Here is a 25,914-nt window from a genome sequence, read left to right on the forward strand (position 1 = left end):
ATGACGTTGTTTATGGGGAGTATAGATAAAGCCTTAGGAGCAAAGGTAGTGTTGATCGGGGCACCGATGGATTTTACAGTTAGTTTTCGCCCCGGCACCCGGCTCGGACCGCAGCAGATGCGCAATGTTTCCGACGGGCTCGAAGAGTATAGTCACGATTTGGGCCGGGAATTAGTAGAAACTAAGTTTTTCGACAGTGGCGACCTTGAGCTGCCCTTTGGTAATGTAAGCCGAAGTTTAGACATTATTGGCGGAGCAATTCGAGATATCTTAAAGGAGGGGCAGATGCCTTTCTTGTTGGGCGGAGAACATCTGGTCAGCTTTCCCGCCGTGGAGGCAGTTTATAATAAATATCAGGACCTTGTGGTACTCCATTTTGATGCTCATGCCGACCTGCGTACAGATTACCTCGGAGAAAGTCAATCCCACGCAACGGTCATCAGAAAGGTAAGCGAGCTCATCGGCGGGCAGAATGTCTATCAATTTGGTATCCGCTCAGGTACAAAAGAAGAGTTTGCCTATGCTCGTGACAACACTAACCTCTATTATAAAACAGTGAAGGATGCCCTGGCCGAAGTGTTGCCGACAATTAAGGGGCGCCCTGTCTATCTGACCATAGATATTGATGTATTGGACCCCGCCTTTGCTCCGGGTACCGGCACGCCCGAACCTGGCGGTATTTGCAGTAGGGAATTATTCGAAAGCATTTATTTGCTGAAAGGGCAGCGGGTAGTAGGCATGGACCTAGTGGAAGTTTCACCATTTGGCGATGAGACCTGGCGCACGGCTCTCGCCGGTGCTAAAATTATCCGGGAACTGCTTTTGTTGTTCGCATAGTGATTTGGTAAAGATTGATGGTATAACCTTTTATTTTTATAATTGACCCGTCCAACCTCATCATGTTATAATAGCTTTGCGCTTGTGAGGGCAATGTTACCAAAGATTTCTTTTGACAATTTGCCTTAAATTGTGTATACTAGATTTTGTCGCTGGAAAAAACAAAATAGAAATTGCAGAGTATGGAGCTGTGGTGTAGAGGCTAACATGCCGGCCTGTCACGCCGGAGATCGCGGGTTCGACCCCCGTCAGCTCCGCCATATCTGCCTCGGTAGCTCAGTCGGTAGAGCAGAGGACTGAAAATCCTCGTGTCGGTGGTTCGATTCCGCCCCGAGGCACCATTTTTGCGGGTGTAACTCAGTGGTAGAGTGCGACCTTGCCAAGGTCGAAGTCGAGGGTCCGAATCCCTTCACCCGCTCCAATTTTTTATAACGAGCTGATACCAATAAGGATTGAAACTTAATTGTTTCAATCCTTATTTTTTTTACTGCAAGGGATAAAGTGATAAAGGTCAACAAGTGCAAAAAAGCCTACTATTTTCTGCGTAGGCACAGACGGAAAATTATGCATAATTTAGAGGTATTTGTTATTATTTGTCGAAAAAACCAAGGGATTGGTTGTGATAAATTTAACAAACAAGGGGTGAGTATTAAATGGGGAATATTTTTACGTTAGGTAGTAAAAACAATGTAAGAAAAGAAAAAAATGCATTGCCCGAGGAAGCTATTTTAAAAGCCATTAAGAAATTAGAGAATGGCGAAAGTGCTTACGTCACGGAAGAAGAATTTGGATCGCGAGAAGTTGCACAAGCTTGGAACCAAATGATTGATTCACTATGCAATAACCGCGGCAAATGCGTCCTTCATTTGGGTAAAGTTAATGACGTGCTTTTAGACTTAACCCGAATGGATTTTGCGAAAGACCTAATTAATGATATCCGAGAGCAGACGCGGTCATTTGAAGAAATGGCAGCATCCAGTGAAGAAATGGCAGCGTCCATCAACGAAATAGCTGGCCATGCCCAATCGGTGGCTAGCAGTGCCGACGCAGCAGACCGTGTATCGATGGAGGGTGAAGAAAACATTACTCAAGCATTTAACTTTGTGGAGAATGCCTTTAGTGAAATTGAAACGGTTAACAAACAAATGGAAGTAGTAATGGATAAAACCTATCAGATAAATGCCATTGTCGATATCGTCAAAGAAATTGCAGATCAGACTAATCTATTGGCATTAAATGCGGCCATAGAAGCTGCGCGAGCAGGTGAACAAGGTAGGGGCTTCGCGGTGGTGGCGGAAGAGGTAAGAAATCTCGCTGAAAATACCAAGCAATCTGTTGCGGATATTCAAGAGAACATCAGCCAGCTGGAAAAGGAAATACAGAATTCCGGCACAAAGACTAAGGAAACTTCAGATAGACTTAATGATGGTAAAATGCTAGTGGATGAGGCGCTTCAATCAATAAAATCTATCACAGCAGAAGTTAGGGAAGTAAGTGGCGCAGTTACTCAAATTTCAGCTAATGCTCAGGAGCAAAACGCAGTGAGTGAAAACTTTACAGAAGACATTAATAAGGTCTCGGGCTTTGCAGAAAGACTTCTCAATGAAGCTGACCAAACAGGTAGAGCGATTTTTGAGGTTAGTAAATTGTGTAATGGTCTAAAACTTAATATTCTTAACGATGGCGCACAATTAAGCACGAAGGATTTATTAGATGTATGCAAGACAGATCATCTAATGTGGCGTTGGCGTATATATAACATGATTCTAGGATATGAAACAGTGGATACTGACAAGATTGGTACTCACCATGACTGCCGTTTAGGAAAGTGGTATTATAGTGAGGAAGCAGATCAATTTAAGAAAACGCAGTTATATAAAGAAATGGAAGGGCCTCATGCAGAACTCCATAAGTTAGCTAAAGAGGCATCCCTGGCATATAAAGGTAGGGATATTAAAACTGCGGAAAAGGCTTTGGAAGAGATGGATAAATGCTCAGATAACATACTTCGCAGCTTGGATGAAATGAAAGCGATGTTATAAAAAAAGTGCCCAAAAGGGTAGCAAGTTGGATACAACACCGCAGGCAATTTCTTGGCGGTGTTTTATCTTATGTCCGAGAAGTGTAGAGGATGCCAAATATTAAATTTAACACATTTGATTAAAAAACTATTGAATACAAAAATTTTAAATGGTAAACTAACAACGTACCCTTACCCCTGAGGGGTAGGGTGATTTCTCCGGGAGAAGTCTGTTACAGGTAATTTATTGGTATTGTTTATCTACTGTTACTACTAATGGTAGTAGGTTAAGCGTTAGTTTTCTAGGGGGTGGCCCACAATTCGTAATACCGTAAGGTCTGCATTGATTGGCCTAGACCTAGACTAAAAGAAGCGTATAAGACGCAGAAAGGAAAACCCCTATGAGTAAACAGAGCAAGAAGTTATTAACTTTTTTAGCAGTAATTTTGGGGATTGGGCTAGTAATTGGTCTCTTGTTTTGGGTACCGCTTCAAAAAATTCCTGAGCTAGAAAAGGGAACGGAAGATGCAACTTTTTTACCCAAGACATTGAAAGAAAAAGATATTAACAAAGAATTATTCCCCCAAAAACTAGGGGCACTAAAGCTGGTGCAGTTGCTGGAGGGTGAAGAAGCAAAACAAAATGTCTATAAGCTGCACGGAACCACAATGGAACTTGCTGGAGCATTTGTGGCTAACTATGCCAGTGATTTTGAACAGGTAACAATTTGGGCCTCGGTTGCTCCTAATAAAAAGGAGGCAAAAGAGCAAGTTAATGCGATGCACATAAAGATGGAAATCAGTGAAGTTTTTACTGACCATCAACATGCTCCTGTAGGAAATACTCTTTATCATTCAGTTTTAGGTATGGGTCAATCCCACCTATTTTATCAGCGAGGTGACGATGTCATTTGGATCTCCGTTCAGGCTAAACCGGGTAATGTAAGGGAATTCATTTCCCAAACCGTTGAATTTCTTTAAGAATATTAAGTTTGGAGTGAGGTCTATGAAAGACAAATTACTAAAAGTGGCAATATTTATTTTCATTTTTACTTTGCTTCCGGCAGCACCTGCTTTGTCCACTGTGGGAGTTACAAAGAAAAGCCCAGAGTTTCATAATGTCGGGCATGTTCGTTTTTGGGGAGATTCGGCCTTATCAGGCATCGATGCGCATCTATTTGTATTTTTGTTTATAATAATACCTTTATGTGCCGTTGGATTTTTACTTTATAAACATAAACAAAAGGCTAAAGAAGGGGATGACCCAGGAGGTAAAGAAGAGGAGATCTTTCATCATCTGGTGACCAGGCAGAAGAGCTTGATGAAAATGATTCAGCAGTTGGAAGAACAGCGGGGAAAGAGTCAGTTAAACGAGGAAACTTATCAAAAACTGAAAGATGAGTATAACCGGCGCTTGTCAAAGGTAGAAGCAAAGTTAGAAGAGTTAATATAGAGCAGTATTGCTAACACGAGCCGATAGTTAGTGGTATATATCATGGGAAGTGGTGAAGTGCATGAGTAAAACCCTTTTTCAGGTAAGTCATTTTGAGGTGAAATTATTTGGTGTAACTATAGCTTTGGGTATTTTATTCGGCCTTTGGTTAGCTGTGAAAGAAGCAAAACGGCGGGGTCTTAATACAGAACAGATTCAGGAACTTGTCCTGTACTCTGCTCTAGGCGGGTTACTGGGAGCCAGAGTGGCATACATTCTCTTTTATAGCCCACAGTACTATCTGGCTAATCCCCTTGCTGTTTTTAAGATTTATGAAGGTGGCTTATCTATTCACGGTGGAATTTTGGGTGGACTAATTGTAGGTGCATTTTTTGTTCGTAAGAAAGGGCTGCCCTTTTGGAAAACGGCTGATACTTTAACCCCTGCCCTAATTTTGGGTCAGGCAATTGGTCGTGTTGGCTGTGATGTTTTTGGTAAGCCGATGGCAGGGAATTGGTTTTGGGGTGTTTCTCTTAATGGCCAGCTACTCCACCCTGTTCAGATATATGAATCCTTACTAAATTTCTTATTATTTTTTATTTTGTGGCGAAAGCGTAGAAATCTGCAATACGATGGTCCGCTCTTTACTACCTATTTATGGGCATTTCCGGTAATCCGGGGTGTGGTGGAATTATTTAGGGTAAATCCCCAAGTATTCGGTTTTTCAGTAGCCCACATGTTAACCGCAGGATTTATTGTGGCGGCCTTATTACTAAAAATTAGGCTCAAGGAAATCCCTTATAAAAAAGATAAGAAGCAACCGTCAAAGAAGAAGCAACCCTCAAAGAGCCAAGACCGTTTTTGGCTGGAGCTGGGCTCGGTGGTCGCCGGCGCAGTGGTATCAATTATTGTTTACTACGGAGCTTACTAAAGGGGGAAGGAGGGGTTAGTTAAGTCTTTTGCAGAATATGGGGGAAGGAGGGATCATTTTGAAAAGGGGATTGGTACTTACTGTTTTGGTGGTTTGTATTTTTGCTTTATTATTCTTTTTAGCTTACAGAAGTCATCCACCGGCCCTAAAAGGGGATGAATACGCTATGATATTGGAGTATATTGTCGTGGGGACCTAAATGACTTTAGCGGCGGTATTTAAGTGGGCTAGCAGGCTGTTATCAGTATGGCACCTAAACGTTTACTTGACTACTTTATCAAGAGTGTATATACTATAATTTGCTGTAGAAAAACCAGTCCAAAACCATTGATATTACCAGTTTTTATAACTTGCGTTTTACACTATTTTTATGTATAATGGTTTTTGCACGACTTGTTGGCATTGCAAAACATTATTTTTTTTAATGTGTTTATAGCCTATATGGCGACATGGCCAAGTGGCTAAGGCAGAGGACTGCAAATCCTTTATCCCCGGTTCGAGTCCGGGTGTCGCCTCCAGTAAAAACACCGCTTATAAGCGGTGTTTTTTGCAACTCTAATCGAAGGCATCAATCCAACATCTTTTGCACGCTTTCATTAAATCATGGACTGCCTTGATTCTTTCTCGAATTTCATCTACTTTATGGAGTTCTAAATAAGAAGGACAATCATTTTAGATGGCTCCTAAAAGGATTATATCTAGTTTAACTAATCTTACAATGGAAATCACATAAGACTATTAATTATTACGGGTAAAGATTGGTATTGCATCGAAGGGTTGATTTTGTTACAATGGTTAAGCTACACATACTATAGTCTCAGACATCCTTTTCTATAAAGCACTATATGGGTAGCTTTTCTAGTTGCATTTTGTTTTGGCATTTGTTATACTGTTTAATGTTCTCACAATAAAATGTGCCGGGGTGGCGGAACTGGCAGACGCACAGGACTTAAAATCCTGCGGGCTTTGCGGCCCGTACCGGTTCGATTCCGGTCCTCGGCACCAGTTTTTCTCAATAATACCAAGGGTTTCACGGCTTTGGTATTTTTTTTATTTATGAGAATCCAGCGGATTTTAGGATTTGCTAACGGTTTGCTACGGAGCTATTTTTGCTGTGTAAGTATTGCATCAAACTGGTCAGCAGTTTCTTTATCCGCTTCCTGTAAAACATGGGCATAAATATCCATCGTTATACTAATGGTGCTGTGACCTAATCGTTCTGATATTAGTTTAGATTGGACACCCTTTTTAACCAGCAAGGATGCATGTGAGCGTTGTTTGGTGAAATTTCTTTCATAGCTTTCATAAGTATTAGGAGTTTGATTTGGCTTACAACATTCTTCTAACCAATATTTGAGATATTGCCCAAAAGTAATGTTTGGTTCATCGATGAAAGTGCCGGTATCCAATTCCCTCAATTATTCAGTTAAGAATTTTTCTGCTTGTTTTTTGTTGCCCTGTACGGTAAACCATTTCTGCTTTCTCTTCCCGGTTAAAGGGTCATTTCCTAAATCAATTATGATTGAATAAGAATCTTTTGATCGCTTTCTAATGTGTCCTCGCATTAATTTCTTTCCTCCTTTCAGGCTTTCAGGCTCGAGGACAACTTAATTATATCATGTACTGCCTTATTATTAATTCTAGGCGCCATGGGGTTGTTATTAAAGAAGATCTGGGGCCTGAAAACATATCTAATTTCCATGGGCATGCTGTTTCATGAGTCCGGGCTATTTTCTTTCTAATATTGGCTATTGTTTTGCTTTAGACTTATTGCTCCAAAAAGGTAAAATGCTTCCCCAGTAGGAAGGTGTTTGATCTTACCAAAGAAGTGCACAGTAAAAAGCTGAGTAGTAATGCATAAGAGAAATAAGAAAAGACAAATTCATAATTTCACGTATAGCTTAATTCATTAAGCCATAGTTAAAATCAAAATCGAAATTCCACAAAAATCTAGTTTTGTCCAACATCTTCTTATTGAAGATGTTTTTTATACCACTAGAATATAGTTGACATACAATATGTTATAACATATAATAAATACAAACAAACAAATGTTATAAGACGGAGGGGTTACAAATGAATAATGAAAAAAAGTTTGACAAAAACAGAGTGGAAGAAGAAAAAAGGGGTTTTGTCATTCACAGGATGGTCTATTTTTGTGTGATTACCTTGCTGGCGTTTATTAACTTGACTTTTTCTCCTGAATTTATCTGGTTTGTCTTTCCTCTAATTGGCTGGGGGCTGGGACTCACAATTCATTACATTAATATCCGTAACCTAGTTTAATCTGATTTAAAGCATACTAAGATGCAAAGGCGGTGGTTAATAAGTGAAAATAATTTTACGAAAAAAAGATAGTGTGACCAGTATTGTCTTATTTATCTTTAACATCTATGGGGAATATACAAATCAATACTCAATTCAGCTAAGGCATTTAATAGACTTTATGATGCTGTTTAATAAGAATGAAACGTCGACCCGCATGGGCTTATCCAGGATGGTCAAAGCAGGGATATTGATTAATAGAAAAGTAGATAATGAAGTCGTTTATCAACTTACTGAATTTGGTCTCGACAACATTAATATTTGGAATGACGGCATAACCAATTTTTTTAAACGCTATCAAAAAAGATTCCAAGCATGGGACGGGAAATGGTCTGCAATTATTTTGTTAGACTTTAACAAGTCAGATAAAGAACGACAACCGGTAATTGATGAACTAACCGAGATGGGATTGCGGGAGGTTAATAGAAACAACTGGATTTGCCCATACCAAGTATCAGATGACGTTAAGGCTCTAACCGCCAAAGAAAATATACGTTACCTTGCACTTAATGGCGCCGAAATCCAAAGTGATGTTTCTGGATATAAACTTCTTGATAATGTTTTCGAAGTTGCATCGGTTAGAAAAAAATATCTAGGGTTTTTAGAAATGTTGCAGGAGATAAAAAATGAAATTGACGGTTTAGGAGGGAACGAGGGTTATTGTTTAGCGCTTTTGTTTAAGTTGGGTTGGAATTTTTACGATATTGCTGTTTCCGATCCGGCTTTGCCCAAGGAATTTCTTGAAGACTGGGAGGGTGACAGGGTAGTTGAAGAATTTCAACGGTTAAGGACTTACTTATATCAGAAAGTAGTACAGTATTTTATTAAGAAAAATGACTTTACATCATCTGATTAAATGGGGGGATTAGGTTGACTAACCTTTTAATTACTATAATTGCTGTTTTATGCTTGGTTCTTATGCTGGCCTTGCTTGTACCTATAGTTAAATTCATTAAAAACAAAAAGCTTGAAGAAAAATCTTGGCAGGAAAGCGAGTTCGAAAGTATTACTGACTTGGGCACTGTTAAGGAATTAAAAATTTTACCTTTAATAGATTTTTATACAAAAGACGAGAAATTAATTGGGGAGCCTGGAGTAGCTTACCTTATCTGTGCCAATGATAAAAAGATTCTTTTCGATGTTGGTTATAATTCCAAAAACCAACACCCCTCGCCACTGTTGCATAATATGAAAAAGTTGGGGGTAGAAGTATCCGATATTGACAGCATTGTCATTTCTCATAATCATGCGGACCATGTAGGGGGCATGCAGGCTAAGAAAAATAACACCTTTGCTCTCTCCAGGAAAGATATTGACTTAAAGGTTAAGGCTTTCGTACCTGAACCGATGTCTCATGTGGCTGCGGACATTAAGGTTTCTACAAAGCCTCAAAAATTGTTTGAGGGAGTTGCAACCATTGGGACTATAGATAGGGCTCTTTGCTTTATGGGGCTGACTGCAGAGCAGGCATTAGCAATAAATCTTGAAGGTAAAGGGATTGTGTTAATAGTAGGCTGCGGCCATCAGAAAGCAGAAAGAATTATGAAAAGGACAAAGGAACTGTTTTCAGAGCCTATTTACGGAATAATTGGAGGACTGCATTTCCCTGTTGAAACGTCAAGAATGAAATTCAATATGCAAAAAGTTTTGGGGACTGGCAAATTTCCCTGGCAAAGAATAAGTAAGGATGAGGTTCAGGCAGCAATTTCCAAATTGGATAAAACTAATTTAAAGCTTATAGGACTTTCAGCGCACGATAGCTGTGATTGGGCTTTAAGAACGTTTAGGGATTATTTTAAGGAAAGATATGTTGATGTGACAGTGGGCGAAGAAATAACAATCTAGAGAAATTTAACTCGTATTATTTTCAAGGCGCCGCAAAAAAATAGGAACTTCGTGGGGAGAAAATAACGGCAGTAGGGAAATAGTAAGTGTTGAGGCCAAAGTTGATACATCTTAATATAATTTGAAAATTGTATTAAGGTAGGGGTAGCCGCATCGGGGGATTTTACCGCCCTTGAATATTTCAAGGAAGGGGTTGGCATGGTAAAAGAGAATTTATATATGGTGATGCCCGAGTTACATCAAGCTTAGTAAATTTTTACATCAAATAAGACCAAGGAGGCAAAAAATGATTGATAAAATTAGCAAGATAACTTTATTTGTAAATAATCAAGAGGAAGCTAAGAAATTTTGGACGGAAAAGTTAAATTTTGAGGTTAAATTTGAGAAACCAATGGGGCCGGACATGAAATGGTTAGAAGTTGGCCCCAGTGAAAATGAGTTTACTACTTTTGTTTTATATGATAAGAACATAATGAAAACCCAAAACCCCTCAGCTAATGTTTCGCACCCCAACGTAATATTAAGCACAACAGACATTGATAGTGCATTTAATCAAATGAAAGAAAATGAAGTTGAAGTAGGCGAATTAATGAGGATGCCGTACGGAAAAATGTTTTCCTTTAAAGACCAAGACGGAAATGATTACTTATTGCGAGAAGATAAATGAAATAGACACTGGATTGATGCATATGAAAGCGAACTTGTGCAGTACAATAACAGCGAGATAGTTAAAAAAAGATAGTGCGGGACCGTCAAATAATAGGTTACTGCGCTATTTTTTTTTATTGAACAAAAAAAGATGTGCGAAACAGCAAATATTTATTGACAATAAAATGACAGCCCGCTATAATATTAACGAACGTTAGTTAGTATAAGGAGGGTTAAGCTAAAGGTGAATAAAAAAGAAGTATTCCAAAAAATGATTAATGATGCTGCCACAACGAAGGAACGGATTTTTTATAGTGCCGTGTATCTTTTTTCTACTAAAGGCTTTGCCAATGTTGGCATCAGAGAATTATGTCGTTCTGTTGACATTAAAGAAAGTGCTCTTTATAACCACTATAAGAGTAAAGAGGATTTGTTTTTAAGCATATTGGAGGTTTTTAAAGAAGCAAGCAGTAAAGTGGTTTTTTCTGATGAGGAGATAGAGTCAGCTGTGCAGTCAGGTGATATTGCATTGTTTTTCAAAGAGAATATGAAGAAGTTTAGCTATAGTACCAATAATCCTTTATACCATACCATTCTGCAGATCATCTTGATGGAAAGTTACACCAATGCACATGCACACGACTTGGCTAGGAGTCATTTGTATTATCTCCGCCGCGACTACACCGAAAAAGTATTAAGAGGAATGATGGACAATGGAGATATAAAAGAATGTGATGTTGAAGTGGTAACTGCTGAGTACTATTACGGCCTCAAAGGCTTATTAGACGAATATCTTCTACGGGAAGTGTGGAATGAAGACACCGATGTAATTATGAAAAGAATAGAAAAGCACATTGCTTTCTTTGTGGAAATTTTAAAGAAGTAACCTTCAAAGAGGTGGGTGATTTTTATGGGTTCGGTCCTTAGGGAATTGCCTCCGGCAAAACAAAAAGATATATTTACCAGTTGGCAAGAAAAACTTAAAAGTATCTGTGAATATGTTCTAGCTGAAAAAGAAGGGAAGTTGGAAACTACGGCAGATTTTATTGAATACCTGGTGAATTTGCTTTTGCGGGAAACGTTACAAAAGTCAGTTTGGTTGAAGATCGCGGGTTTTGAAGGACATACACAGCTTTCGCTTCAGGAAAGCGTACAACTGGGGGTTTACAAGATACTGGTGCTATTCGCTTGGCCCTCTGTTTGGTATATTACCTTGATTTATGCCATCGGCAAGCAGTTCATCATGGCAAATGGCAGCATTCCAACTTGGGTAGTTCTGTCGATAATGGTCCTGGGGCCCGGTGCAGAAATGGCGATTGGAGCGGTCTTATTACGTCAAGAAGGACGTAGTCTAACAATACAAGACTTTTGCAACAGAATTAGACTCAGATGGCCCACTGGGCAAAGAGTCTGGATTATAGCTGTTATCGTGTTCTTACTCGCAATGGGCATAAGCATGCTCAGACGATTTTTTTAGTGAAGGCCTTGATTGGCAATTGAGACTAGCTAAAAACCTTTCATGAATTTTTACCAGGATTAAGGAGTAATAGAGAATGCACGAGATAAGTATATATCATATTGAGGTGAAGGGCTTGATGGATGAGGACGCCTTTAATGCAACAAGCCCGCTTGAGGTGGCAGAAGTGCAAGCAGATCCTGCTGCTACTATGTTTATAATCTGCACTGATCAGTCGGGTCTCATCGGCTTGGTAAGGCACCTGCATCGACAAGGATTGGTGCTCTTGTCAGTACATCGTGAACGATAGAAGGAGGACTTTTCAAATGAAGCAAGAGGGAACAGTTAAAGAAAAATTCTCTTTTTACAAGGTAAATGGACCCGTGTCATCGTCACAACCATCGGAGTGATTTTTGGAATCTGTTAACGTCTTATTTAGAAACGAAATTCAAACCAGATTTTACTATTGATGAAGGGTATAATCTTTCCGAATATGGACTTGATGCTAAAGTTCTTTATCTTCCGGGGCACTCAAAAGGGTCAATCGGAATACTGACAGCCAACGGAGATCTTTTTTGTGGCGATTTGTTTACGAATACAAGTAAGCCAGCCATTAGTTCTATTATCGACGACCCTGAGAAAGCAAATTTAAGTATCGAGAAATTAAAAAGCTTAAAAATCAATACAGTTTCCGGGACATGGAAAACCTTTCCCAATGAATAGTTTCGATAATCCGTAGGGATAACTTAGTGCACTTTTAGCTCCCAAAAGCCCAACGTCAAGTCTCTGAAGCCTGACAGTCGGGCTTTTATTTTTTATTACAGTCTGCTAAATCTATTATTTACTTAACCAAGTGATAAGATTCCAGGCTGGAAGATATTTTTTCTCCTCCGACAACAAAATCCTGTTCGACCATTCCAATACCTTTTGCATAATACTGATACATGACCGAACTATCTACTGAAGACGTACTCTTTACCTTAATGCAATTTATAAACGTACCTGCCGGTGTTTCTATTGTGGCGGCAGTATCAATTATCTCTAATTGAGAGTTGCCGTCATTCCATTTCGTGCCGATGGACAGGGGGGATTTGAGTATAATTCTTTGCTCATTAATCTTTTCGTTCAGCCGATTGACGGGCTCAGAGGGCTCTTCCTGTTTAAATATTTCAATCACAGCATCATTAGCAACTTGATATATTTTGGTTACATCAGCGCCTCCGTTAATTTCCAAGGCTTGTGCGAGGCTGCCTTTGGTGAACAGAACTTCTCTGCTAAAAGAAGCATATTCGTTTCCTGTGCCCTGGTAGACCCACTTGCTGCCCTTTTTCAGAGGAAAGTAATCTTCCAAGTTAATGACTTCAGATTCGGCAGTTTGTTTAGAAACAGTTATATTTTCAGTTTTAAGAGGTTTGTTATTAAATATCTGATCAACTTCCTCATAACCTGTCGGAAAGGCGTAATTGTAACGTGCAGGCAAAGCAAAAACATATCCGTTATTGCGGCCGAGTTCACTTGGTCTGATGGGTGCAGCGCCAATATGGAATTCATCCTGTTGGAGCGAATTCCACTGGTCCAGAGTAAAGATCATGACGGGGATGTCCTGCCGCTTGTTTTCTGAAGTCCACAAAGGATGCCTGATGGAAATCATTGGACCGGTTTCAACAGTCTGATTGCCCCCTATAGCCAGCCCTTCCCATTTGTCAGTAATAATAGAGTAACCTTTCCAACTTGCCGGCAAATCAAAACTAAAACCGTATTCGGTATTTCTATAGACAAGGGAATCCTGTGCAGTTTGTCCTGCTGTTTCCTGCGGTAATTTTCCGTCAGTTCCCTTCTTGTCGGCTGATGCAGCTAATTCGTTTTGAGTTTTGGCCGGAGGGGTATCATGCTTAGCTGCCTTAACACCTGAATTGGGGAATGTCATGGCGATAACGGCGACAGCTATGATTGCAGCGGCACCTAACAGCGACCATTTGAAAGAACGTTTCTTAAATAAAGTGATCATCCTAATTCTCCTTTTACTTAGTGACTTGCCTCCGGAAATTCCAACAGTACTGATAAGCTGAGGTGGATTGGAACCGGCGAACTCCAGCACACGAATCAAGGTCCGTCCATAATCTTTAACAGCCTCTGGTTTTAAATATTTTACCGCTTGAGCATCGCGCGACATTTCCTGATCATCCTGCCATCGCTTTAAGCCATACCATATCAAAGGATTAAACCAATGCAATACCCGCAAAGCGGCAGCAATCCAGTTAACAGCAATATCATGACGCTTGAAATGGACAAGTTCGTGTAGAAAAATGTGAGCAAGCTGCTCAGATGTTAAACTATTGGCCAGACCGGTCGGAAGCAGCAATCGTGTCCGAAAGACTCCAAAAAGCGCCGGACTTTTTAAAGTGTCAGTTTCCATTAGGGGTATGGTTTTGCTAACGCCAGCAAGTAGCTTGCAGTCTTCAAGTACAGCAAGCAGGCGGGGCTCGCTGACCGGTTTGGTCTTTATGATTTTCTTGCGGAAGATGTATTCGGCTAAAAAGATCCATACGATTAAGAAAGCTGCTCCTGCAAGCCAAAGCCATGCCCCGAGTTCCCATATGGTATGCACCTTTAGCTCGGTATAAGCCGAACCAGGTTCTGGAGCTGCAGGTAAAGGGCTGCTTATGGTTGAAGAATTTAGCTCGCTATCAGAAGTCGGAGACTGTGTAGAAACTGAATGCGATAATTCAGTATTTGAACTTGGCGCTAGATCCGAAGGTATAATAGTTTCCATAAAAGAAGCTGGGATAGCTTTATAGATACCTAACGGATTGGATGGAGCCCAGGGAACGACCAGTTGTAGAAATAGAATAAACCAAACGGCATAATGCCAATTTGCATCCAGTTTATTCCTCAACAAGAACTTAATTAGAAGTATGAATACTACAAGAATACCGCCTTTAACTGAGGAAAGGAATACCCAGTGAAAAACCTGAGGCAAGATGGAGACCATCACTTACTCACTCCTCTCATCAAGAAGCTGCTTGAGGTCCTTAATATCATCCGCCGTCAGTTTTTCATCCCTAATAAACTGGACGAGCATTGGTTTTAGCGCACCGCCATATACTCTTTGCAGGAAAGATTTGTTTTCGACTCTAATGCATTCAGTCTTGGTAACCAAAGGAAAATAAGAATAAGTACGGTCAACATTACGATAGCCTACAGCATTCTTTTTTACAAGCCTTGCCAACAGCGTTTTTACGGTGGTTGGCTTCCACTTTGTATCGTTAGCCAAAGCCTCAATTATTTCACTGGCGGTACAGGGTGTTTTTTCCCAGAGTACTCTTAAAACTTCCCATTCGGCTTCCGAAATTTTAGGTATATCTTTCATATCCAGTCTCCCCCTGACTACATTTGTAGCTTATAGCTTAACATTAGACTACACCTGTAGTTAGGGCATGTCAATGGAAATTAAAACCACCGGAATGTGCCGTATATGAAATAGTTTTTTCTCCAGGTTTAAGACCTGATCATCACTATGTATGCCAAAGGAATGTCCACTCGTGATATTGAGGATCACATGCAGGACATTTACGGCATAGATGTATCACCCACCATGGTTAGCAAAATCACCGATAAGATCATGCCGATGATACAGAATGGCAGTCCCGGCCCTTAGACCGTATTTACCCCATTGTTTATCTTGATGCAATTCACTTCAAAGTGCGTAAGGAAAACAGAATAATAAACAAAGCAGCCTATAGCGTTTTAGGGATTACCATGGACGGCTTCAAAGAGATTTTGGGAATTTGGGTTGGTGAGAACGAAAGTGCTAAGTTCTGGCTGGGCGTATGTAATGACCTTAAAAACAGAGGCGTTGATGATATCCTTATCTATTATAGAGGGATAAACAAAAATAATGTCAGTGGTATATGCAAGGGAAACCTAGTTCCTGCTGTAACGAAAACATATTCCTTTGGCGGAACCGAATGCAGATCTCATCAGCAACTATGTTTTAGGATTATAATTTGAAAAAAAATTTAACAAGACCCAAGAAGTACAGCGTTCTAGATGTTCTAGAGTAGACGGGTATTTTTGTCTATTATTCTTAAACTATATGCCAGAGTGACACCATAAATCAAGGCGCCTATGAATGTTGTTAAAGCGGGAGTAGGTGGTATATCCTGGAATTGGGCGAGGTTGAAAATAGTTCCAAACCCCATTAATAGAAACCATAATATCGCTCCATAACCTAATCCTTTAAGTACGAAGTACCTATGCGAGGTTAACAAGATAATGTAAGAAAACAGGACGCCAAACATGGTGCCAACAATAATATGACCAATAAATCCGACGATTGTACCTATCAGAGTTTGGGCAGGTTTGTTCATGATTAGTACCTCTGCAAAGTCGCTAAAAGATCTATCAGTTATCCCTGTTGCTTTAATAACTGCCCCGTAGATATTTTGTATTACTCCTGCAATTAATCCAGCGATGCCGCCAGAAATGAGCCTGTCCTTCATTATTAAACCCCCATTAGAAACTTTTTTATCTTATTGAAAGATCTAAATGTTTTAATACTTTAGATGAAACAATGCCATAAATGGATGATCCAATAAAATTTGAAATGGCGGTAGTAAGTGCTACTTTCTCTAAGAGCGGCAAATTAAAAATAAGTCCGGCAGCATAAATAAAGAACCAGCACATTATACCAAATACCCATCCTTTGAAAAGATAATTCTCACTTGTTACATAGGTAAAAGCATAGGATAGAATAATCCCTAGAAAGCCTGCGAAAACGATCTGAGTAATCTGGGCAAAGATAACCTGGGCCAAATTTGTCGGAGCTTTTCCATAAACAAACATAGCTGCATAATCTAAAAACCTTGTTTTGGCGAGACCAAACCAATAGTAGGACATGTAATTAAAGATATTCATTGCAATCCCGCCGGTTATTCCAGCCGTAAATCCCCTGCTTAACCTATCCTTCATTATTTATTTCACCCATTTCGCAATGTCATGTTTGTAGTTTTTGTTTTGCAACCAATTTTATTACTTTTTTTTAAAACATAAATGAAAACTGGGGCATTAATACTTCCCTCCTTTTTAATGGCCAGACGCACTGTGAAGAAGTGCCGGCTAAAAGGTTTTCATACTTATTATTTGGAGCTAAAACGGGAGGAAGGTTACAGTATCAATAAAAACAACGGTTATCCGGTCTAAACTTAGTGTGATATAATCGGATAGAAACTAATTCAAAAAGTGGGGTTGCTGAAGTGAAAAAGGGGTTACTCATATTGTGTGCTGTAATAATGGTATTTATCCTTTCATTATTCGGCAGTTATAAACTGATGAATTCACGAACCTATCAGGTGTTCGGCGGATTAACCAGTCACCAAGAAACAAATCGAAAAGTAGTAGCATTAACATTTGATGACGGCCCTTCAGAGAATGTGGAACAGATATTACCTATTCTGGATAAGTATAATGCAAAGGCAACCTTTTTCTTAATTGGAAATGAGTTGGAGAGGAACTTGGAGGAGGGACAAAAAATAGTAGGGGCAGGGCATCAAGTAGGAAATCATACGTACTCTCATAAACGAATGATCTTCAAAAGTTCTTCTTATTTTAGGCGAGAAATAGAAAAAACCAACCAATTAATTCGCCAAATAGGGTTTAAGGGGGAAATTGATTTTCGACCACCTAATGGGAAAAAGCTCGTTGGTTTGCCATATTATCTTAAGAGACACCAAATGGACACAATTACATGGGATCTGGAACCCGACACTTATTATACTTCTGTTTCAGATAAGATAGATTACGTAGAAAAAAATGTACAACCGGGGTCTATTATTCTGCTGCACCCAATGTATGATAACACCGGGGATGAATTAGAAGTAATTCAAGGAATATTGGAGCATCTATCCCAAAAAGGGTATAAATTTTTAACGGTAAATGAGTTGCAGAAATTATAGTTGCCCTGCAGCAAGAAGTTGTTTGCGAAGCTTATGTGCAACGGGAAGTGTATGCCTCGGTCTGAGAATGAACAATAATCCCGTTTTCGTGGCAAGTTCCTTTCTGTTTAATTGTTTTACATTATTGTTTTAGCACCGGGCTTTTTCTGCGGTTAAAATGCAGTGCCGGTAGCGAATTTTTTGAAATTGATCATCAACAATGTAATAAATATCACCCAAGGTATCAGGGATAGTAAAGAAAATATCATACCTAATACACCGGCCGATGACGGTATAATCATCAAAAATCCTGAGGCTAATCCCCACAAACCAACTGACTTTTTAAACTTGGGGCTCTTTATTAAGGCATATGCAAACAGTAACAGCAATCATATAGCATCGGGTATTACAACCCAAGACGTAACAGTATAGATTTTCGAACTGTTCATTGCTGACTGCTTTATCAGCCAAATTCGGTAATGGAGTCCAAGGGCGAGCGGAGCGAGGGCGCAAGCCTTTACCAGGTCAGGTCGTTGTCTTGATAGCCGGCTCCGAACTGAAGTCGGTTTTTTTGGTGCTTTTTCAGGGACAGAAGCTCTTCAACTGCGGACTTAGAAAAGATTGATACACCTCTGCGCGGTGGATTACATAATAAATGCGGTCCTTGGTACCAAATATCGGTAACAGCATAATTATAAACAAAACGGATAATATTTTTACCCATGTTTATTGATATAATTTTTATAATAAGCTTTTTTACAGACAAGGGGTGTTTACAGTTGAGTATTTGTATAAACTGTATTTGGGAGGAATTCAGTGTACCACTCAAAAGGTTCATTAAGAAACGAGTAGCAAACGACCAAGACGCTGAGGATATTTTCCAAGAGATTTTTATAAAAATCCACAGCAATATTGGAAGCTTGAGGAATGATAATAGAATCCATGCCTGGATATATCGAATAGCTCGTAATACTATTACGGATTATTATAGGAATCAGAATAATATTGAAACAACAGAACTCCCCGGAGATATGGAAAGTAGCAAAGAAGAGGAGTTATCTGCAAATCCTGAAATAGCCTCCTGCTTAAAAGTAATGATAGGCAATTTACCTGAGATATATAAACAGGCTGTACTTCTGACGGAATTTCAAAACATGACACAAAAAGAGTTAAGTGAGGAAATGGGGATTTCCATATCAGGAGCAAAATCAAGGGTTCAGCGTGCAAGAAAAATGTTAAAAGAAATGTTGTTAGACTGCTGTCAGTTGGAAATCGATAGAAGAGGAAATATTATCGCCTATGAGCATAAAAATAGTGAATGCAAATATTGCTGAAAAAATGGGCGTAAAAGTTGCGTCCTTTTTTCTTTTCTTACGTCTTAATAGGTGAGAACCTTTGAATAATAGCTGGATGGAGGGTATGGTATGACAAAAAGTAAAGAAGAGATTAGAGACTTTATCAGGAAAAACTATGCGGAAGTCGCACAGAAAGGGTCTGAAGGAGGTTGCTGCGCTGGTGGATGTAGTTGTAGCGGTGCTCCGGCAGATATAAGTGAAACATCTATCAAAATCGGTTATGCCGAAGGTGATCTTGCAAATGTGCCGCCTGAAGCCAACATGGGACTTGGCTGCGGGAATCCCATCGCTATAGCCGCATTAAAAGAGGGGGAGGTAGTCCTTGACCTTGGCAGCGGAGGCGGTTTTGATTGCTTCCTTGCCAGAAGGCAGGTGGGGGAAACCGGACATGTGATTGGGGTTGATATGACACCTGATATGATTAAGCTGGCGAGGAAAAATGCTGAGAGAAGTGGGTATACAAATGTAGAGTTCAGATTGGGCGAGATTGAACATCTGCCTGTAGCCGATAGTTCAGTGGATATTATTATATCTAATTGTGTAATTAACCTTTCTCTGGATAAGGAACAGGTATTTAAAGAGGCTTTCAGGGTTCTTAAACCTGGTGGAAGGCTATCAACATCGGATGTTGTTGCAACAATGCAATTACCTCAAAATATTAAACAGGATTTGGCATTAATTGCAAGTTGTATTGGTGGCGCAGAGTATGTTGAAAATATCAAAGCAATGCTGCAAAAAGCGGGTTTTTGTGATATCCGAATGACCCGAAAAGAAAACAGCGGCGAAATTGTAAAGTCGTGGGCACCGGATAAGAATATTGAAGATTATGTTGCTTCTTACATAATTGAGGCAACAAAAGAGGTTAGTACGGTAACGAGCGGTGAGCCCTGCTGTAATCCGTCTACATTAAAAGGCAGTTGTTGCTAGTTGTATTTTAAAACATGCGTTACCCAACCTCAGCCTGCCGGCTTTTGACTTTGCATGTAGACCCCAGAAGGTAATAATAAGGAGTACAGGCAATTGGTTTAAACTTAATCGCTAAGGCTAATCCCTGGTCTAAAAAGACTGGGATTTTTTTTATTTTAACCAGAAGTCTTTTCAAACTCCTAGCAATGATATATAATTATATTCGAAAATACTTATATAGTTTTGGGGTGAGAAAATGAAAACAAACAAGTTTATCGGCGTTCTAGGACTTGCCGGCTTTGTAGTTATGGCAGACAACTGGGTAGTTTCACCTATATTACCCGCAATAGCCAATGACCTTGGCTTGGAAATCAGTGAGGCAGGGCTGCTGATTACCGCTTATATGATTCCTTTCGGTCTTTTGCAGCTGATTTTTGGACCGCTGGCGGATCGGTACGGTAAGCGGCAGGTAATAACTGCTTCTATGTTGTTTTTTACTGTGGCCACCGGCTTATGTGCTATTGGGGTTGGCTTAACAGACTTGGCGATTTACCGGGCATTGACCGGTGCTTTTGCTGCCTCGGTAATGCCGGTTTCTCTAGCGTTAATTGGTGATTTGTTTCCATTGAAGGAACGCCAGAGTGCTATTGGCACTTTTATGGGAATATCCTTTCTAGGACAGGGGTTAAGTATGGCCATAGGCGGTACCATTGCGTACTTTTTGAGCTGGCGCGGCGTTTTTGCCGTTTATGCGGTATTGGCTTTGGTGCCATTGGTGTTGCTTCTTACAGTTGCCAAGGAGATACCTTCTAGAAAGAATAAAGATGCAAAGTTTTTTGCTCCTTATAAGGCATTATTGGGCTCTAAGGGCAGTGCATTTACTTACCTGACAGTATTATTGGAAGGGATTTTTATCGTCGGTGGATTTTCTTACTTGGGTGCGTATATAGAAAATGTATACCAGTTTAATTACCTGTTAATCGGTTTCATTATGACTGCTTTTGGTATTGCTGCAGTTATCGGCGGGCGAATCAGCGGTAGACTTGCGGCTAAATCCGGGCGTACTGTAGTACTTAGCATGGGACTTGTTTTTGCAGCCGTAGCCGAGCTAATGGTGTCTTTCCTGGGTACCAACCTTTATCTTTTAATTATCGCTGTAGCTCTGCTCGGGCTGGGCTTTATGCTGGCACATTCCTCTCTTTTAACCATAGCGACTGAATTTGCGCAAAAAGCCCGCGGTGCGGCCATGTCTTTAGTAGCTTTCTGCTTCATGGGCGGCGGTGGTATTGGTACTGCAATCGGCGGCAGGATAATCGATAGTCTGGACATGACCCGTTTATTCCTAATCTACGGCGCGGGCCTGGTGTTCTTGGTAATTTTAGCAAAGGTGCTGGTACCTGCGGGCAGGGTTGACAATGAAGCCGCAAAGCCGGCTCATGCAGGCTAATTATAGGAGCTGATAAAATGTCTTTCACCGGGGTTTTATATATTGCTTCTGCCTTGGGGTTATTGATATCTTTTCTAAGCAATCGCAGCAAGACCAAGCAGGCAGTAAAAAAAGCGTACAAGGCTTTTAGCAACATATTTGCCGACCTTGCAATGGTACTGCTTTTAGTAGGATTAATGATGACTTACATATCGCCGCAAATTATAGGACGGTTTTTGGGAAATGAGTCGGGCGTTTTGGGAGTAGCAGTTGCAGCAATCATTGGGTCAGTTACTTTAATTCCGGGCTTTGTAGCTTTCCCTCTAGCAGCTTCTCTTTTAAATCAGGGTGCGGGGCTGGTGCCCATAGCTGCCTTTGTATCTACCTTGATGATGGTGGGCGTTGTTACTCTGCCGGTGGAAATTAAGTATTTTGGCCGGAAACAGACTTTTCTAAGAAATGGACTGAGCTTTATCTATGCTATAGTTGTTGCTCTTTTACTTGGGGTGCTGCTGTCATGAAATATCTTAAACAATACAAGTGGGTCATACTAGTTGTCGCTGTGGATATTATCATTGCCGCTGCTAATCCTGCAAGCGGTGCCCTGGTAGCTGAAAATACCTGGGATAACTTTCGACAGATGCTGGCGGTAATTCCACCCATCTTTATTCTTCTCGGACTTTTAGATGTGTGGGTGCCCCGGGAGACCATTGTCAAGTTTATGGGCGATAATTCGGGGGTTGTTGGCATATTCTTAAGCATATTTCTGGGCGCAGCAGCAGCCGGCCCTCTTTACGGGGCATTTCCGGTGGCTGTGATGATGATAAAAAAAGGGGCCAAGTTTTCCAATGTTATTACCTTTTTGGGTGCATGGTCAACACTAAAAATTCCTATGTTTCTTTTTGAAATGTCTGCCATGGGTCATGCCTTTGCTGTCAGCCGCTGGCTGATAAATATCCCCGGGATAATCATTATGGGTTTTCTGGTGGATTGGATTATGAAGCGGGAGGAGAAAGAAACATTGTTTCAAGCGGTACAAAGAAACTTTTAAATAGAAATATTTGGGGGGGATGGGAGATGGCGGTAAACAAAAAGGCATTGATTCCAACGGTGATATTGGGGCTGTTTCTATTGGGGGCGATTGTGAAATTAAACACTATAGAACCCGTAGACTTTACACTGGAGGCCTCACCGGTTTACCAGACACTGCAGCAGGCGCAAGCGGAAGGAAAACCGGTATGGCTGCTATTTCATTCAAATACATGCCAGTCCTGTGTGGAAATGATGGAAATCTACAATCAATTAAAACCGCAGTACGAGGGAAAGGTGGTATTTGTCGACGCACTGGTCAGTGATGCCCGAAACAATGAATTGAATAAGACTTATGGAATTCAGTATATACCTACCACGGTGTTAATTGACGGCGGGGGAAAAGAGGTAACGAAAGAGGTCGGAGTAATTACCCCTGAAAAAATGGCCAGGTTTCTGATAGACATCTACGAGGGGGACATGTAAATGGAACAGGCCATTTCAGACCTGGCGGCCAGGTATTTAACTGACTACTCATTTGTGGCCATCATTATTATCTTTCTTGGCGGGGTAATCACCAGCCTTGGTCCTTGCAATCTTTCCATGATACCGGTACTGATGGCTTATGTCGGCGGTGACTTTAATTATTCCCGCGCCCGGGGCTTTGCGTTGGCGCTGTTTTTTACCCTGGGTTCGTCCGCCACCTTTGTGGTGCTTGGAGTGACTATTGCCTTATTCGGCGGTATTTTCGGCCTGGCCAATTCCATTCTCTACTATATAGTGGCCTTGGTGTGTTTTCTAGTCGGCCTTCATATGATGGGTTATTTACATATCTCCACAAGCATATTTAATCGTTTTCAGGTACAAAGACCCCAAAAGACCGGCTACCTCAGTTCATTTTTTCTTGGGGCGGTAATGGGACTGGTGGGAAACCAGTGCGGCACGCCCATATTACTGGTAATACTCACCTTTGTCTTTGCTAAAGGGAAGCTTCTTTATGGTGCCCTGCTGCTCTTTTTCTACGGACTGGGGCGCGGGGTGCCGGTGGTGTTGGCCGGCACTTTTACCGGGCTGGTAAAGAATTTAGGCAGATTTCAACGCTACCAGGAAATGCTTAATAAGGCTGCAGGGGCTGCCCTGCTGTTAGTGGGTGTATATTTTTTCTGGCATGCATAGGTAGGGCAGAGAGTATTCATAAATTTACGGAGGGGTTACTCGTGATTTACCTTGATAATGCAGCCACATCCTACCCAAAACCACCGGAAGTAACTGCGGCGGTTACAGAGTTTCTAAAGGAAATTGGTGTCAATGCCGGGCGCGGTGCTTACCGGCAGGCTCTCAAAGCTGATGAACTGGTCTGGCGTACCAGAATGGATTTGGGAAAGTTGTTTAATATCTCTGATCCGCAAAGAATCATTTTTACTGCTAACGTCACTGAAGCAATAAACCTGTCTTTGAAAGGCTTGTTAAACAAGGGCGGTCATGTCATTACCAGCAATATGGAGCATAATGCCGTGTGGCGGGTACTAAAAAGGCTGGAGAAGGAAAACGGTGTGGAAATTAGTGCTGTACCCGTATCCCTAGCCGGGGAAGTTGATTTGAATAACATGGAATCAATGATAAGAAAAGATACCCGGCGTATTATAATGCTCCATGCTTCCAATGTAACCGGTACGATTTTGCCTATTCGGCAAATTGCTCAGGTAGCACGCAGGCACAGTATCCCGTTATTGATTGATGCTGCCCAGACTGCCGGGTGTCTGCCCCTTGATGTGAAAGAATTAAATATTGATATGCTGGCATTTACCGGGCATAAAGGGCTGCTGGGACCGATGGGAACCGGTGGTTTGTACATTAGGGATGGGGTGAAACTGGAAACCTTAAAGGAAGGGGGGACCGGAGGGGATTCTATTATGGAAGAGATGCCCGGCTATCTGCCTGACAGGTATGAAGCGGGGACTCAAAATATTCCTAGTATGGCGGGCCTGGGCCTGCCGCGAAAGTGCTGCTGCACAAAGGGGTTAAACAAATCCGTAAACATGAGGAAAAGCTTCTTAAATATGCCTGGCGGGAATTGGCGGCTAAGGATAAGATGTTGCTTTACGGTGCTCATGACCAGCAGTCAGGGGTGCCTGTAATTTCCTTTAATATAGACGGCCTGCCGGCAGAGGAGGTGGCGTATGCCCTGGACAGTGCCTATGACATCGCAGTGCGTTCCGGCTTACACTGTGCGTCTCAGGCCCACAGGATTACGGGAACGGAAAAAGTGGGTGCTGTCCGGGTGAGCTTTGGCCATCATACGACTGTTGATGATGTGAGCTGCTTTCTGGAGGCAGTGGCGGAAATTGTCGCAAGAGTGTAAAACGGGAGTGGTGCGAATGGATAGAAAAAAGAAGTCACTGGTTGTGCTGGATGGGGAACAACTGCTCACCGTGGAGCGTATTTGCCTTGGACAAAGAGCCCGATGAGGCCTTGACATTTGTACTTAAGATTATTGTGCCGCAGTTAAAAAAGGAAATTCCCTGTTTAGCCGGTCGGTTAATGAAAGGGGAAAGATGATGTTTTTGGAACGTATCGAAGTGACCTGGATAGGTGACTGTCTGGCTGATGCCAAGAAAATTCGCTTAAAAGCACGACTGCCCAGGGATATAAGTGAAGTTTTCCTTTATCTCAATGCCGTACTGGATAACGGCCTGTATAATCATCACGGTCGCACCTTTACTTTTAATAAGGAGTTCCGGCGAATAAATCTCTATCCGGAAGAATTGACTCTTACCAAAGCTTTAAATACTACTGATGCCTTTCAAGTGCTGGATGAAACAAAAGCTTTAATTAATGAAACCTATGAAAACAAAGACCGGATTGCTCCTAACTACAAAAAACGGGTAAAACCCAATGCTCTGCAAATCTATGAACTGCTGCCGAAAACAAACTGCCGTCAATGTGAGGAACCGACTTGCTTGGCCTTTGCCGCTAAACTGCTACAGGGGCAGCAGAATATTGAAAACTGCGGTCCTTTGAAGGAACCGGCCAATTCCGGTTTGTGGGAAGCGCTGGAGGAACTTGTTGAAGTGCTTGGGTAATGTGGTGAATGTGTAGATAATAACGAGGTACAAAGGGAGAGGGGGTGAAACTATGTCCGCTACTTGGTTCCCGAAGGTGGGTGAGCAGTGTAATAACTGCATGGTTTGCGTAGAGTTTTGCCCGCACGGGGTGTATGAGAATGGGGAAAATGTGCCGGTTGTAGTCAACCCTGAGAATTGTGTTCATGGTTGCCGGGGTTGTGAAAGTGAATGTCCTCAAAGAGCCATCAGCTATCAGGGTGACGATGGTTCGAGCGGGGGCTGCAGCTTCAGCCGCGGCACATGCTGTTAGCGGAAGGTGCAAGGGACTACTGAAATATTGAGCACAGGACGTTAATCTAAATTTTACACCCTATCAATTAAAGGAGTGAGTGATTTATGGAAATCAAAGTATTGGGACCAGGGTGTGCAAACTGCAAGAAATTAGAAAGCATGGCTAAAGAGATTGTACAGGAAATGGCTTTGGATGCTGCGGTGAGTAAAGTTACGGATATTAAAGAAATTGCCAAGGCTGGTGTTCTAATGACTCCGGGACTATTGATTGACGGTGAGGTTAAAATGTCGGGGAAGGTACCTTCTAAAGCTGAACTGACCCAGATAATAACTTCGGCACTGGACAGCTAAACCTGCTACTGCACCCTGAAAAGGGTGCCTTTTTCCCGCAACATTATAAGCAGATAAGAATATAC

At 41.3% G+C, this 25,914-nt stretch carries 30 protein-coding genes, 5 tRNA genes and 2 pseudogenes; 32 read left to right on the forward strand and 5 right to left on the reverse strand.

All coding sequences use genetic code 11. From position 1 onward, the window contains the following. The 11 genes from speB (at position 1) to MFMK1_RS07900 (ending at position 6,224) form a co-directional block, all read left to right on the forward strand. A complete protein-coding gene (gene speB / locus MFMK1_RS07850) occupies positions 1–837 on the forward strand; it encodes an agmatinase (RefSeq protein WP_366924566.1) in 837 nt (278 codons plus the stop codon). A 184-nt stretch (positions 838–1,021) separates the two neighbouring features. Then, positions 1,022–1,097: transfer RNA gene (locus MFMK1_RS07855), tRNA-Asp, on the forward strand. A gap of 5 nt (positions 1,098–1,102) precedes the next feature. Beyond that, positions 1,103–1,178 (forward strand) — tRNA-Phe (locus tag MFMK1_RS07860). A 5-nt stretch (positions 1,179–1,183) separates the two neighbouring features. Beyond that, positions 1,184–1,258, forward strand: a tRNA-Gly gene (locus MFMK1_RS07865). A gap of 232 nt (positions 1,259–1,490) precedes the next feature. Further along, the gene (locus MFMK1_RS07870) at positions 1,491–2,879 is read left to right on the forward strand and encodes a methyl-accepting chemotaxis protein (protein WP_366924567.1); all 1,389 of its coding nucleotides are present in this window, start codon (positions 1,491–1,493) and stop codon (positions 2,877–2,879) included. 379 nt (positions 2,880–3,258) lie between these two features. Next, positions 3,259–3,837 carry a hypothetical protein gene (locus MFMK1_RS07875; RefSeq protein ID WP_366924568.1) on the forward strand — a complete coding sequence of 193 codons (579 nt, stop codon included), beginning with the start codon at positions 3,259–3,261 and terminating at the stop codon, positions 3,835–3,837. Positions 3,838–3,862: 25 nt separating this feature from the next. Then, entirely contained in the window at positions 3,863–4,309 is a 447-nt protein-coding gene (locus MFMK1_RS07880; RefSeq protein ID WP_366924569.1) for a hypothetical protein, read from the forward strand. A gap of 61 nt (positions 4,310–4,370) precedes the next feature. Then, complete coding sequence (lgt, locus tag MFMK1_RS07885) at positions 4,371–5,219, forward strand: prolipoprotein diacylglyceryl transferase (protein WP_366924570.1); 849 nt, start codon at positions 4,371–4,373, stop codon at positions 5,217–5,219. Positions 5,220–5,277: 58 nt separating this feature from the next. Further along, positions 5,278–5,418: a hypothetical protein gene (locus tag MFMK1_RS07890; RefSeq protein ID WP_366924571.1), complete on the forward strand. Its 141-nt coding sequence runs from the start codon at positions 5,278–5,280 to the stop codon at positions 5,416–5,418. Between the two features lie 244 nt (positions 5,419–5,662). Further along, positions 5,663–5,737, forward strand: a tRNA-Cys gene (locus tag MFMK1_RS07895). 398 nt (positions 5,738–6,135) lie between these two features. After that, a tRNA-Leu gene (locus MFMK1_RS07900) sits at positions 6,136–6,224 on the forward strand. Positions 6,225–6,322: 98 nt separating this feature from the next. Here MFMK1_RS07900 and MFMK1_RS07905 read toward each other — a convergent pair. Beyond that, on the reverse strand, positions 6,323–6,628 hold the full coding sequence (locus MFMK1_RS07905; RefSeq protein WP_366924572.1) for a tyrosine-type recombinase/integrase: 306 nt from the start codon (positions 6,626–6,628) through the stop codon (positions 6,323–6,325). 667 nt (positions 6,629–7,295) lie between these two features. Here MFMK1_RS07905 and MFMK1_RS07910 point away from each other — a divergent pair. The 7 genes from MFMK1_RS07910 to MFMK1_RS07940 all read left to right on the forward strand — a co-directional run bounded on the left by MFMK1_RS07910 (position 7,296) and on the right by MFMK1_RS07940 (position 11,803). After that, entirely contained in the window at positions 7,296–7,505 is a 210-nt protein-coding gene (locus tag MFMK1_RS07910) for a 2TM domain-containing protein (protein WP_366924573.1), read from the forward strand. A gap of 43 nt (positions 7,506–7,548) precedes the next feature. Then, entirely contained in the window at positions 7,549–8,400 is an 852-nt protein-coding gene (locus MFMK1_RS07915) for a PaaX family transcriptional regulator C-terminal domain-containing protein (RefSeq protein ID WP_366924574.1), read from the forward strand. 14 nt (positions 8,401–8,414) lie between these two features. Continuing rightward, the gene (locus MFMK1_RS07920) at positions 8,415–9,389 is read left to right on the forward strand and encodes an MBL fold metallo-hydrolase (protein ID WP_366924575.1); all 975 of its coding nucleotides are present in this window, start codon (positions 8,415–8,417) and stop codon (positions 9,387–9,389) included. A gap of 286 nt (positions 9,390–9,675) precedes the next feature. Beyond that, positions 9,676–10,056 carry a VOC family protein gene (locus MFMK1_RS07925; protein ID WP_366924576.1) on the forward strand — a complete coding sequence of 127 codons (381 nt, stop codon included), beginning with the start codon at positions 9,676–9,678 and terminating at the stop codon, positions 10,054–10,056. A 225-nt stretch (positions 10,057–10,281) separates the two neighbouring features. Further along, positions 10,282–10,923 carry a TetR/AcrR family transcriptional regulator gene (locus MFMK1_RS07930; protein WP_366924577.1) on the forward strand — a complete coding sequence of 214 codons (642 nt, stop codon included), beginning with the start codon at positions 10,282–10,284 and terminating at the stop codon, positions 10,921–10,923. Positions 10,924–10,947: 24 nt separating this feature from the next. After that, positions 10,948–11,514, forward strand: a complete 567-nt coding sequence (locus MFMK1_RS07935; protein ID WP_366924578.1) for a hypothetical protein — start codon at positions 10,948–10,950, stop codon at positions 11,512–11,514. Between the two features lie 76 nt (positions 11,515–11,590). Continuing rightward, positions 11,591–11,803: a hypothetical protein gene (locus tag MFMK1_RS07940; RefSeq protein WP_366924579.1), complete on the forward strand. Its 213-nt coding sequence runs from the start codon at positions 11,591–11,593 to the stop codon at positions 11,801–11,803. A 531-nt stretch (positions 11,804–12,334) separates the two neighbouring features. On the opposite strand, the gene MFMK1_RS07945 is transcribed toward MFMK1_RS07940, so the two are convergent. Further along, positions 12,335–14,485, reverse strand: a complete 2,151-nt coding sequence (locus MFMK1_RS07945; protein WP_366924904.1) for a TapB family protein — start codon at positions 14,483–14,485, stop codon at positions 12,335–12,337. Between the two features lie 3 nt (positions 14,486–14,488). Beyond that, the gene (locus MFMK1_RS07950) at positions 14,489–14,863 is read right to left on the reverse strand and encodes a BlaI/MecI/CopY family transcriptional regulator (RefSeq protein WP_366924580.1); all 375 of its coding nucleotides are present in this window, start codon (positions 14,861–14,863) and stop codon (positions 14,489–14,491) included. Positions 14,864–15,001: 138 nt separating this feature from the next. Here MFMK1_RS07950 and MFMK1_RS07955 point away from each other — a divergent pair. Further along, positions 15,002–15,366: pseudogene (locus MFMK1_RS07955) on the forward strand (IS256 family transposase); the annotation flags it as partial. Between the two features lie 182 nt (positions 15,367–15,548). On the opposite strand, the gene MFMK1_RS07960 reads toward MFMK1_RS07955, so the two are convergent. Both MFMK1_RS07960 and MFMK1_RS07965 read right to left on the reverse strand, forming a co-directional pair. Next, positions 15,549–15,995, reverse strand: a complete 447-nt coding sequence (locus MFMK1_RS07960; RefSeq protein ID WP_366924581.1) for a hypothetical protein — start codon at positions 15,993–15,995, stop codon at positions 15,549–15,551. Between the two features lie 25 nt (positions 15,996–16,020). After that, positions 16,021–16,464, reverse strand: a complete 444-nt coding sequence (locus MFMK1_RS07965) for a hypothetical protein (protein WP_366924582.1) — start codon at positions 16,462–16,464, stop codon at positions 16,021–16,023. Positions 16,465–16,748: 284 nt separating this feature from the next. Between MFMK1_RS07965 and MFMK1_RS07970 the strand changes: the two genes are divergently transcribed. From MFMK1_RS07970 to MFMK1_RS08030, 13 genes and pseudogenes are all read left to right on the forward strand, one after another. Continuing rightward, positions 16,749–17,447, forward strand: coding sequence for a polysaccharide deacetylase family protein (locus MFMK1_RS07970; RefSeq protein WP_428846293.1), 699 nt, complete (start codon positions 16,749–16,751; stop codon positions 17,445–17,447). A 162-nt stretch (positions 17,448–17,609) separates the two neighbouring features. After that, positions 17,610–17,858 carry a hypothetical protein gene (locus MFMK1_RS07975; protein WP_366924583.1) on the forward strand — a complete coding sequence of 83 codons (249 nt, stop codon included), beginning with the start codon at positions 17,610–17,612 and terminating at the stop codon, positions 17,856–17,858. Positions 17,859–18,205: 347 nt separating this feature from the next. Beyond that, on the forward strand, positions 18,206–18,760 hold the full coding sequence (gene sigZ, locus MFMK1_RS07980) for an RNA polymerase sigma factor SigZ (protein ID WP_366924584.1): 555 nt from the start codon (positions 18,206–18,208) through the stop codon (positions 18,758–18,760). Between the two features lie 90 nt (positions 18,761–18,850). Then, complete coding sequence (locus MFMK1_RS07985; RefSeq protein ID WP_366924585.1) at positions 18,851–19,708, forward strand: arsenite methyltransferase; 858 nt, start codon at positions 18,851–18,853, stop codon at positions 19,706–19,708. A 235-nt stretch (positions 19,709–19,943) separates the two neighbouring features. Next, positions 19,944–21,134 carry an MFS transporter gene (locus tag MFMK1_RS07990; RefSeq protein WP_366924586.1) on the forward strand — a complete coding sequence of 397 codons (1,191 nt, stop codon included), beginning with the start codon at positions 19,944–19,946 and terminating at the stop codon, positions 21,132–21,134. A gap of 17 nt (positions 21,135–21,151) precedes the next feature. Continuing rightward, entirely contained in the window at positions 21,152–21,634 is a 483-nt protein-coding gene (locus MFMK1_RS07995) for a permease (protein ID WP_366924587.1), read from the forward strand. After that, positions 21,631–22,164, forward strand: coding sequence for a permease (locus MFMK1_RS08000; protein WP_366924588.1), 534 nt, complete (start codon positions 21,631–21,633; stop codon positions 22,162–22,164). The genes MFMK1_RS07995 and MFMK1_RS08000 overlap by 4 nt, the downstream gene beginning before the upstream one ends. A gap of 26 nt (positions 22,165–22,190) precedes the next feature. Then, positions 22,191–22,628 (forward strand): TlpA family protein disulfide reductase, encoded by a 438-nt coding sequence (locus MFMK1_RS08005; RefSeq protein ID WP_366924589.1) that lies wholly within the window; start codon positions 22,191–22,193, stop codon positions 22,626–22,628. After that, positions 22,629–23,318, forward strand: a complete 690-nt coding sequence (locus tag MFMK1_RS08010; RefSeq protein WP_366924590.1) for a cytochrome c biogenesis CcdA family protein — start codon at positions 22,629–22,631, stop codon at positions 23,316–23,318. It abuts the gene before it with no gap. Between the two features lie 41 nt (positions 23,319–23,359). Next, positions 23,360–24,504: pseudogene (locus MFMK1_RS08015) on the forward strand (aminotransferase class V-fold PLP-dependent enzyme). A 193-nt stretch (positions 24,505–24,697) separates the two neighbouring features. Beyond that, positions 24,698–25,225, forward strand: coding sequence for a (Fe-S)-binding protein (locus MFMK1_RS08020; protein WP_366924591.1), 528 nt, complete (start codon positions 24,698–24,700; stop codon positions 25,223–25,225). A 52-nt stretch (positions 25,226–25,277) separates the two neighbouring features. Further along, positions 25,278–25,517, forward strand: a complete 240-nt coding sequence (locus MFMK1_RS08025; protein ID WP_366924592.1) for a 4Fe-4S dicluster domain-containing protein — start codon at positions 25,278–25,280, stop codon at positions 25,515–25,517. 86 nt (positions 25,518–25,603) lie between these two features. After that, positions 25,604–25,849 carry a thioredoxin family protein gene (locus tag MFMK1_RS08030; protein ID WP_366924593.1) on the forward strand — a complete coding sequence of 82 codons (246 nt, stop codon included), beginning with the start codon at positions 25,604–25,606 and terminating at the stop codon, positions 25,847–25,849. Positions 25,850–25,914 lie beyond the last annotated feature (65 nt).

It is taken from the genome of Metallumcola ferriviriculae (assembly GCF_035573695.1).
In the GTDB taxonomy this organism is placed as follows: domain Bacteria; phylum Bacillota; class JADQBR01; order JADQBR01; family JADQBR01; genus Metallumcola; species Metallumcola ferriviriculae.

Excerpts from the sequence above, each read along its gene's own strand:
- speB (WP_366924566.1), top strand. The coding sequence starts at position 1 with ATGACGTTGTTTATGGGGAGTATAGATAAAGCCTTAGGAGCAAAGGTA.
- MFMK1_RS07870 (WP_366924567.1), top strand. The coding sequence starts at position 1,491 with ATGGGGAATATTTTTACGTTAGGTAGTAAAAACAATGTAAGAAAAGAA.
- MFMK1_RS07875 (WP_366924568.1), top strand. The coding sequence starts at position 3,259 with ATGAGTAAACAGAGCAAGAAGTTATTAACTTTTTTAGCAGTAATTTTG.
- MFMK1_RS07880 (WP_366924569.1), top strand. The coding sequence starts at position 3,863 with ATGAAAGACAAATTACTAAAAGTGGCAATATTTATTTTCATTTTTACT.
- lgt (WP_366924570.1), top strand. The coding sequence starts at position 4,371 with ATGAGTAAAACCCTTTTTCAGGTAAGTCATTTTGAGGTGAAATTATTT.
- MFMK1_RS07910 (WP_366924573.1), top strand. The coding sequence starts at position 7,296 with ATGAATAATGAAAAAAAGTTTGACAAAAACAGAGTGGAAGAAGAAAAA.
- MFMK1_RS07925 (WP_366924576.1), top strand. The coding sequence starts at position 9,676 with ATGATTGATAAAATTAGCAAGATAACTTTATTTGTAAATAATCAAGAG.
- MFMK1_RS07935 (WP_366924578.1), top strand. The coding sequence starts at position 10,948 with ATGGGTTCGGTCCTTAGGGAATTGCCTCCGGCAAAACAAAAAGATATA.
- MFMK1_RS07940 (WP_366924579.1), top strand. The coding sequence starts at position 11,591 with ATGCACGAGATAAGTATATATCATATTGAGGTGAAGGGCTTGATGGAT.
- MFMK1_RS07945 (WP_366924904.1), bottom strand. The coding sequence starts at position 14,485 with ATGGTCTCCATCTTGCCTCAGGTTTTTCACTGGGTATTCCTTTCCTCA.
- MFMK1_RS07950 (WP_366924580.1), bottom strand. The coding sequence starts at position 14,863 with ATGAAAGATATACCTAAAATTTCGGAAGCCGAATGGGAAGTTTTAAGA.
- MFMK1_RS07960 (WP_366924581.1), bottom strand. The coding sequence starts at position 15,995 with ATGAAGGACAGGCTCATTTCTGGCGGCATCGCTGGATTAATTGCAGGA.
- MFMK1_RS07965 (WP_366924582.1), bottom strand. The coding sequence starts at position 16,464 with ATGAAGGATAGGTTAAGCAGGGGATTTACGGCTGGAATAACCGGCGGG.
- MFMK1_RS07985 (WP_366924585.1), top strand. The coding sequence starts at position 18,851 with ATGACAAAAAGTAAAGAAGAGATTAGAGACTTTATCAGGAAAAACTAT.
- MFMK1_RS07990 (WP_366924586.1), top strand. The coding sequence starts at position 19,944 with ATGAAAACAAACAAGTTTATCGGCGTTCTAGGACTTGCCGGCTTTGTA.
- MFMK1_RS07995 (WP_366924587.1), top strand. The coding sequence starts at position 21,152 with ATGTCTTTCACCGGGGTTTTATATATTGCTTCTGCCTTGGGGTTATTG.
- MFMK1_RS08000 (WP_366924588.1), top strand. The coding sequence starts at position 21,631 with ATGAAATATCTTAAACAATACAAGTGGGTCATACTAGTTGTCGCTGTG.
- MFMK1_RS08005 (WP_366924589.1), top strand. The coding sequence starts at position 22,191 with ATGGCGGTAAACAAAAAGGCATTGATTCCAACGGTGATATTGGGGCTG.
- MFMK1_RS08010 (WP_366924590.1), top strand. The coding sequence starts at position 22,629 with ATGGAACAGGCCATTTCAGACCTGGCGGCCAGGTATTTAACTGACTAC.
- MFMK1_RS08020 (WP_366924591.1), top strand. The coding sequence starts at position 24,698 with ATGATGTTTTTGGAACGTATCGAAGTGACCTGGATAGGTGACTGTCTG.
- MFMK1_RS08025 (WP_366924592.1), top strand. The coding sequence starts at position 25,278 with ATGTCCGCTACTTGGTTCCCGAAGGTGGGTGAGCAGTGTAATAACTGC.
- MFMK1_RS08030 (WP_366924593.1), top strand. The coding sequence starts at position 25,604 with ATGGAAATCAAAGTATTGGGACCAGGGTGTGCAAACTGCAAGAAATTA.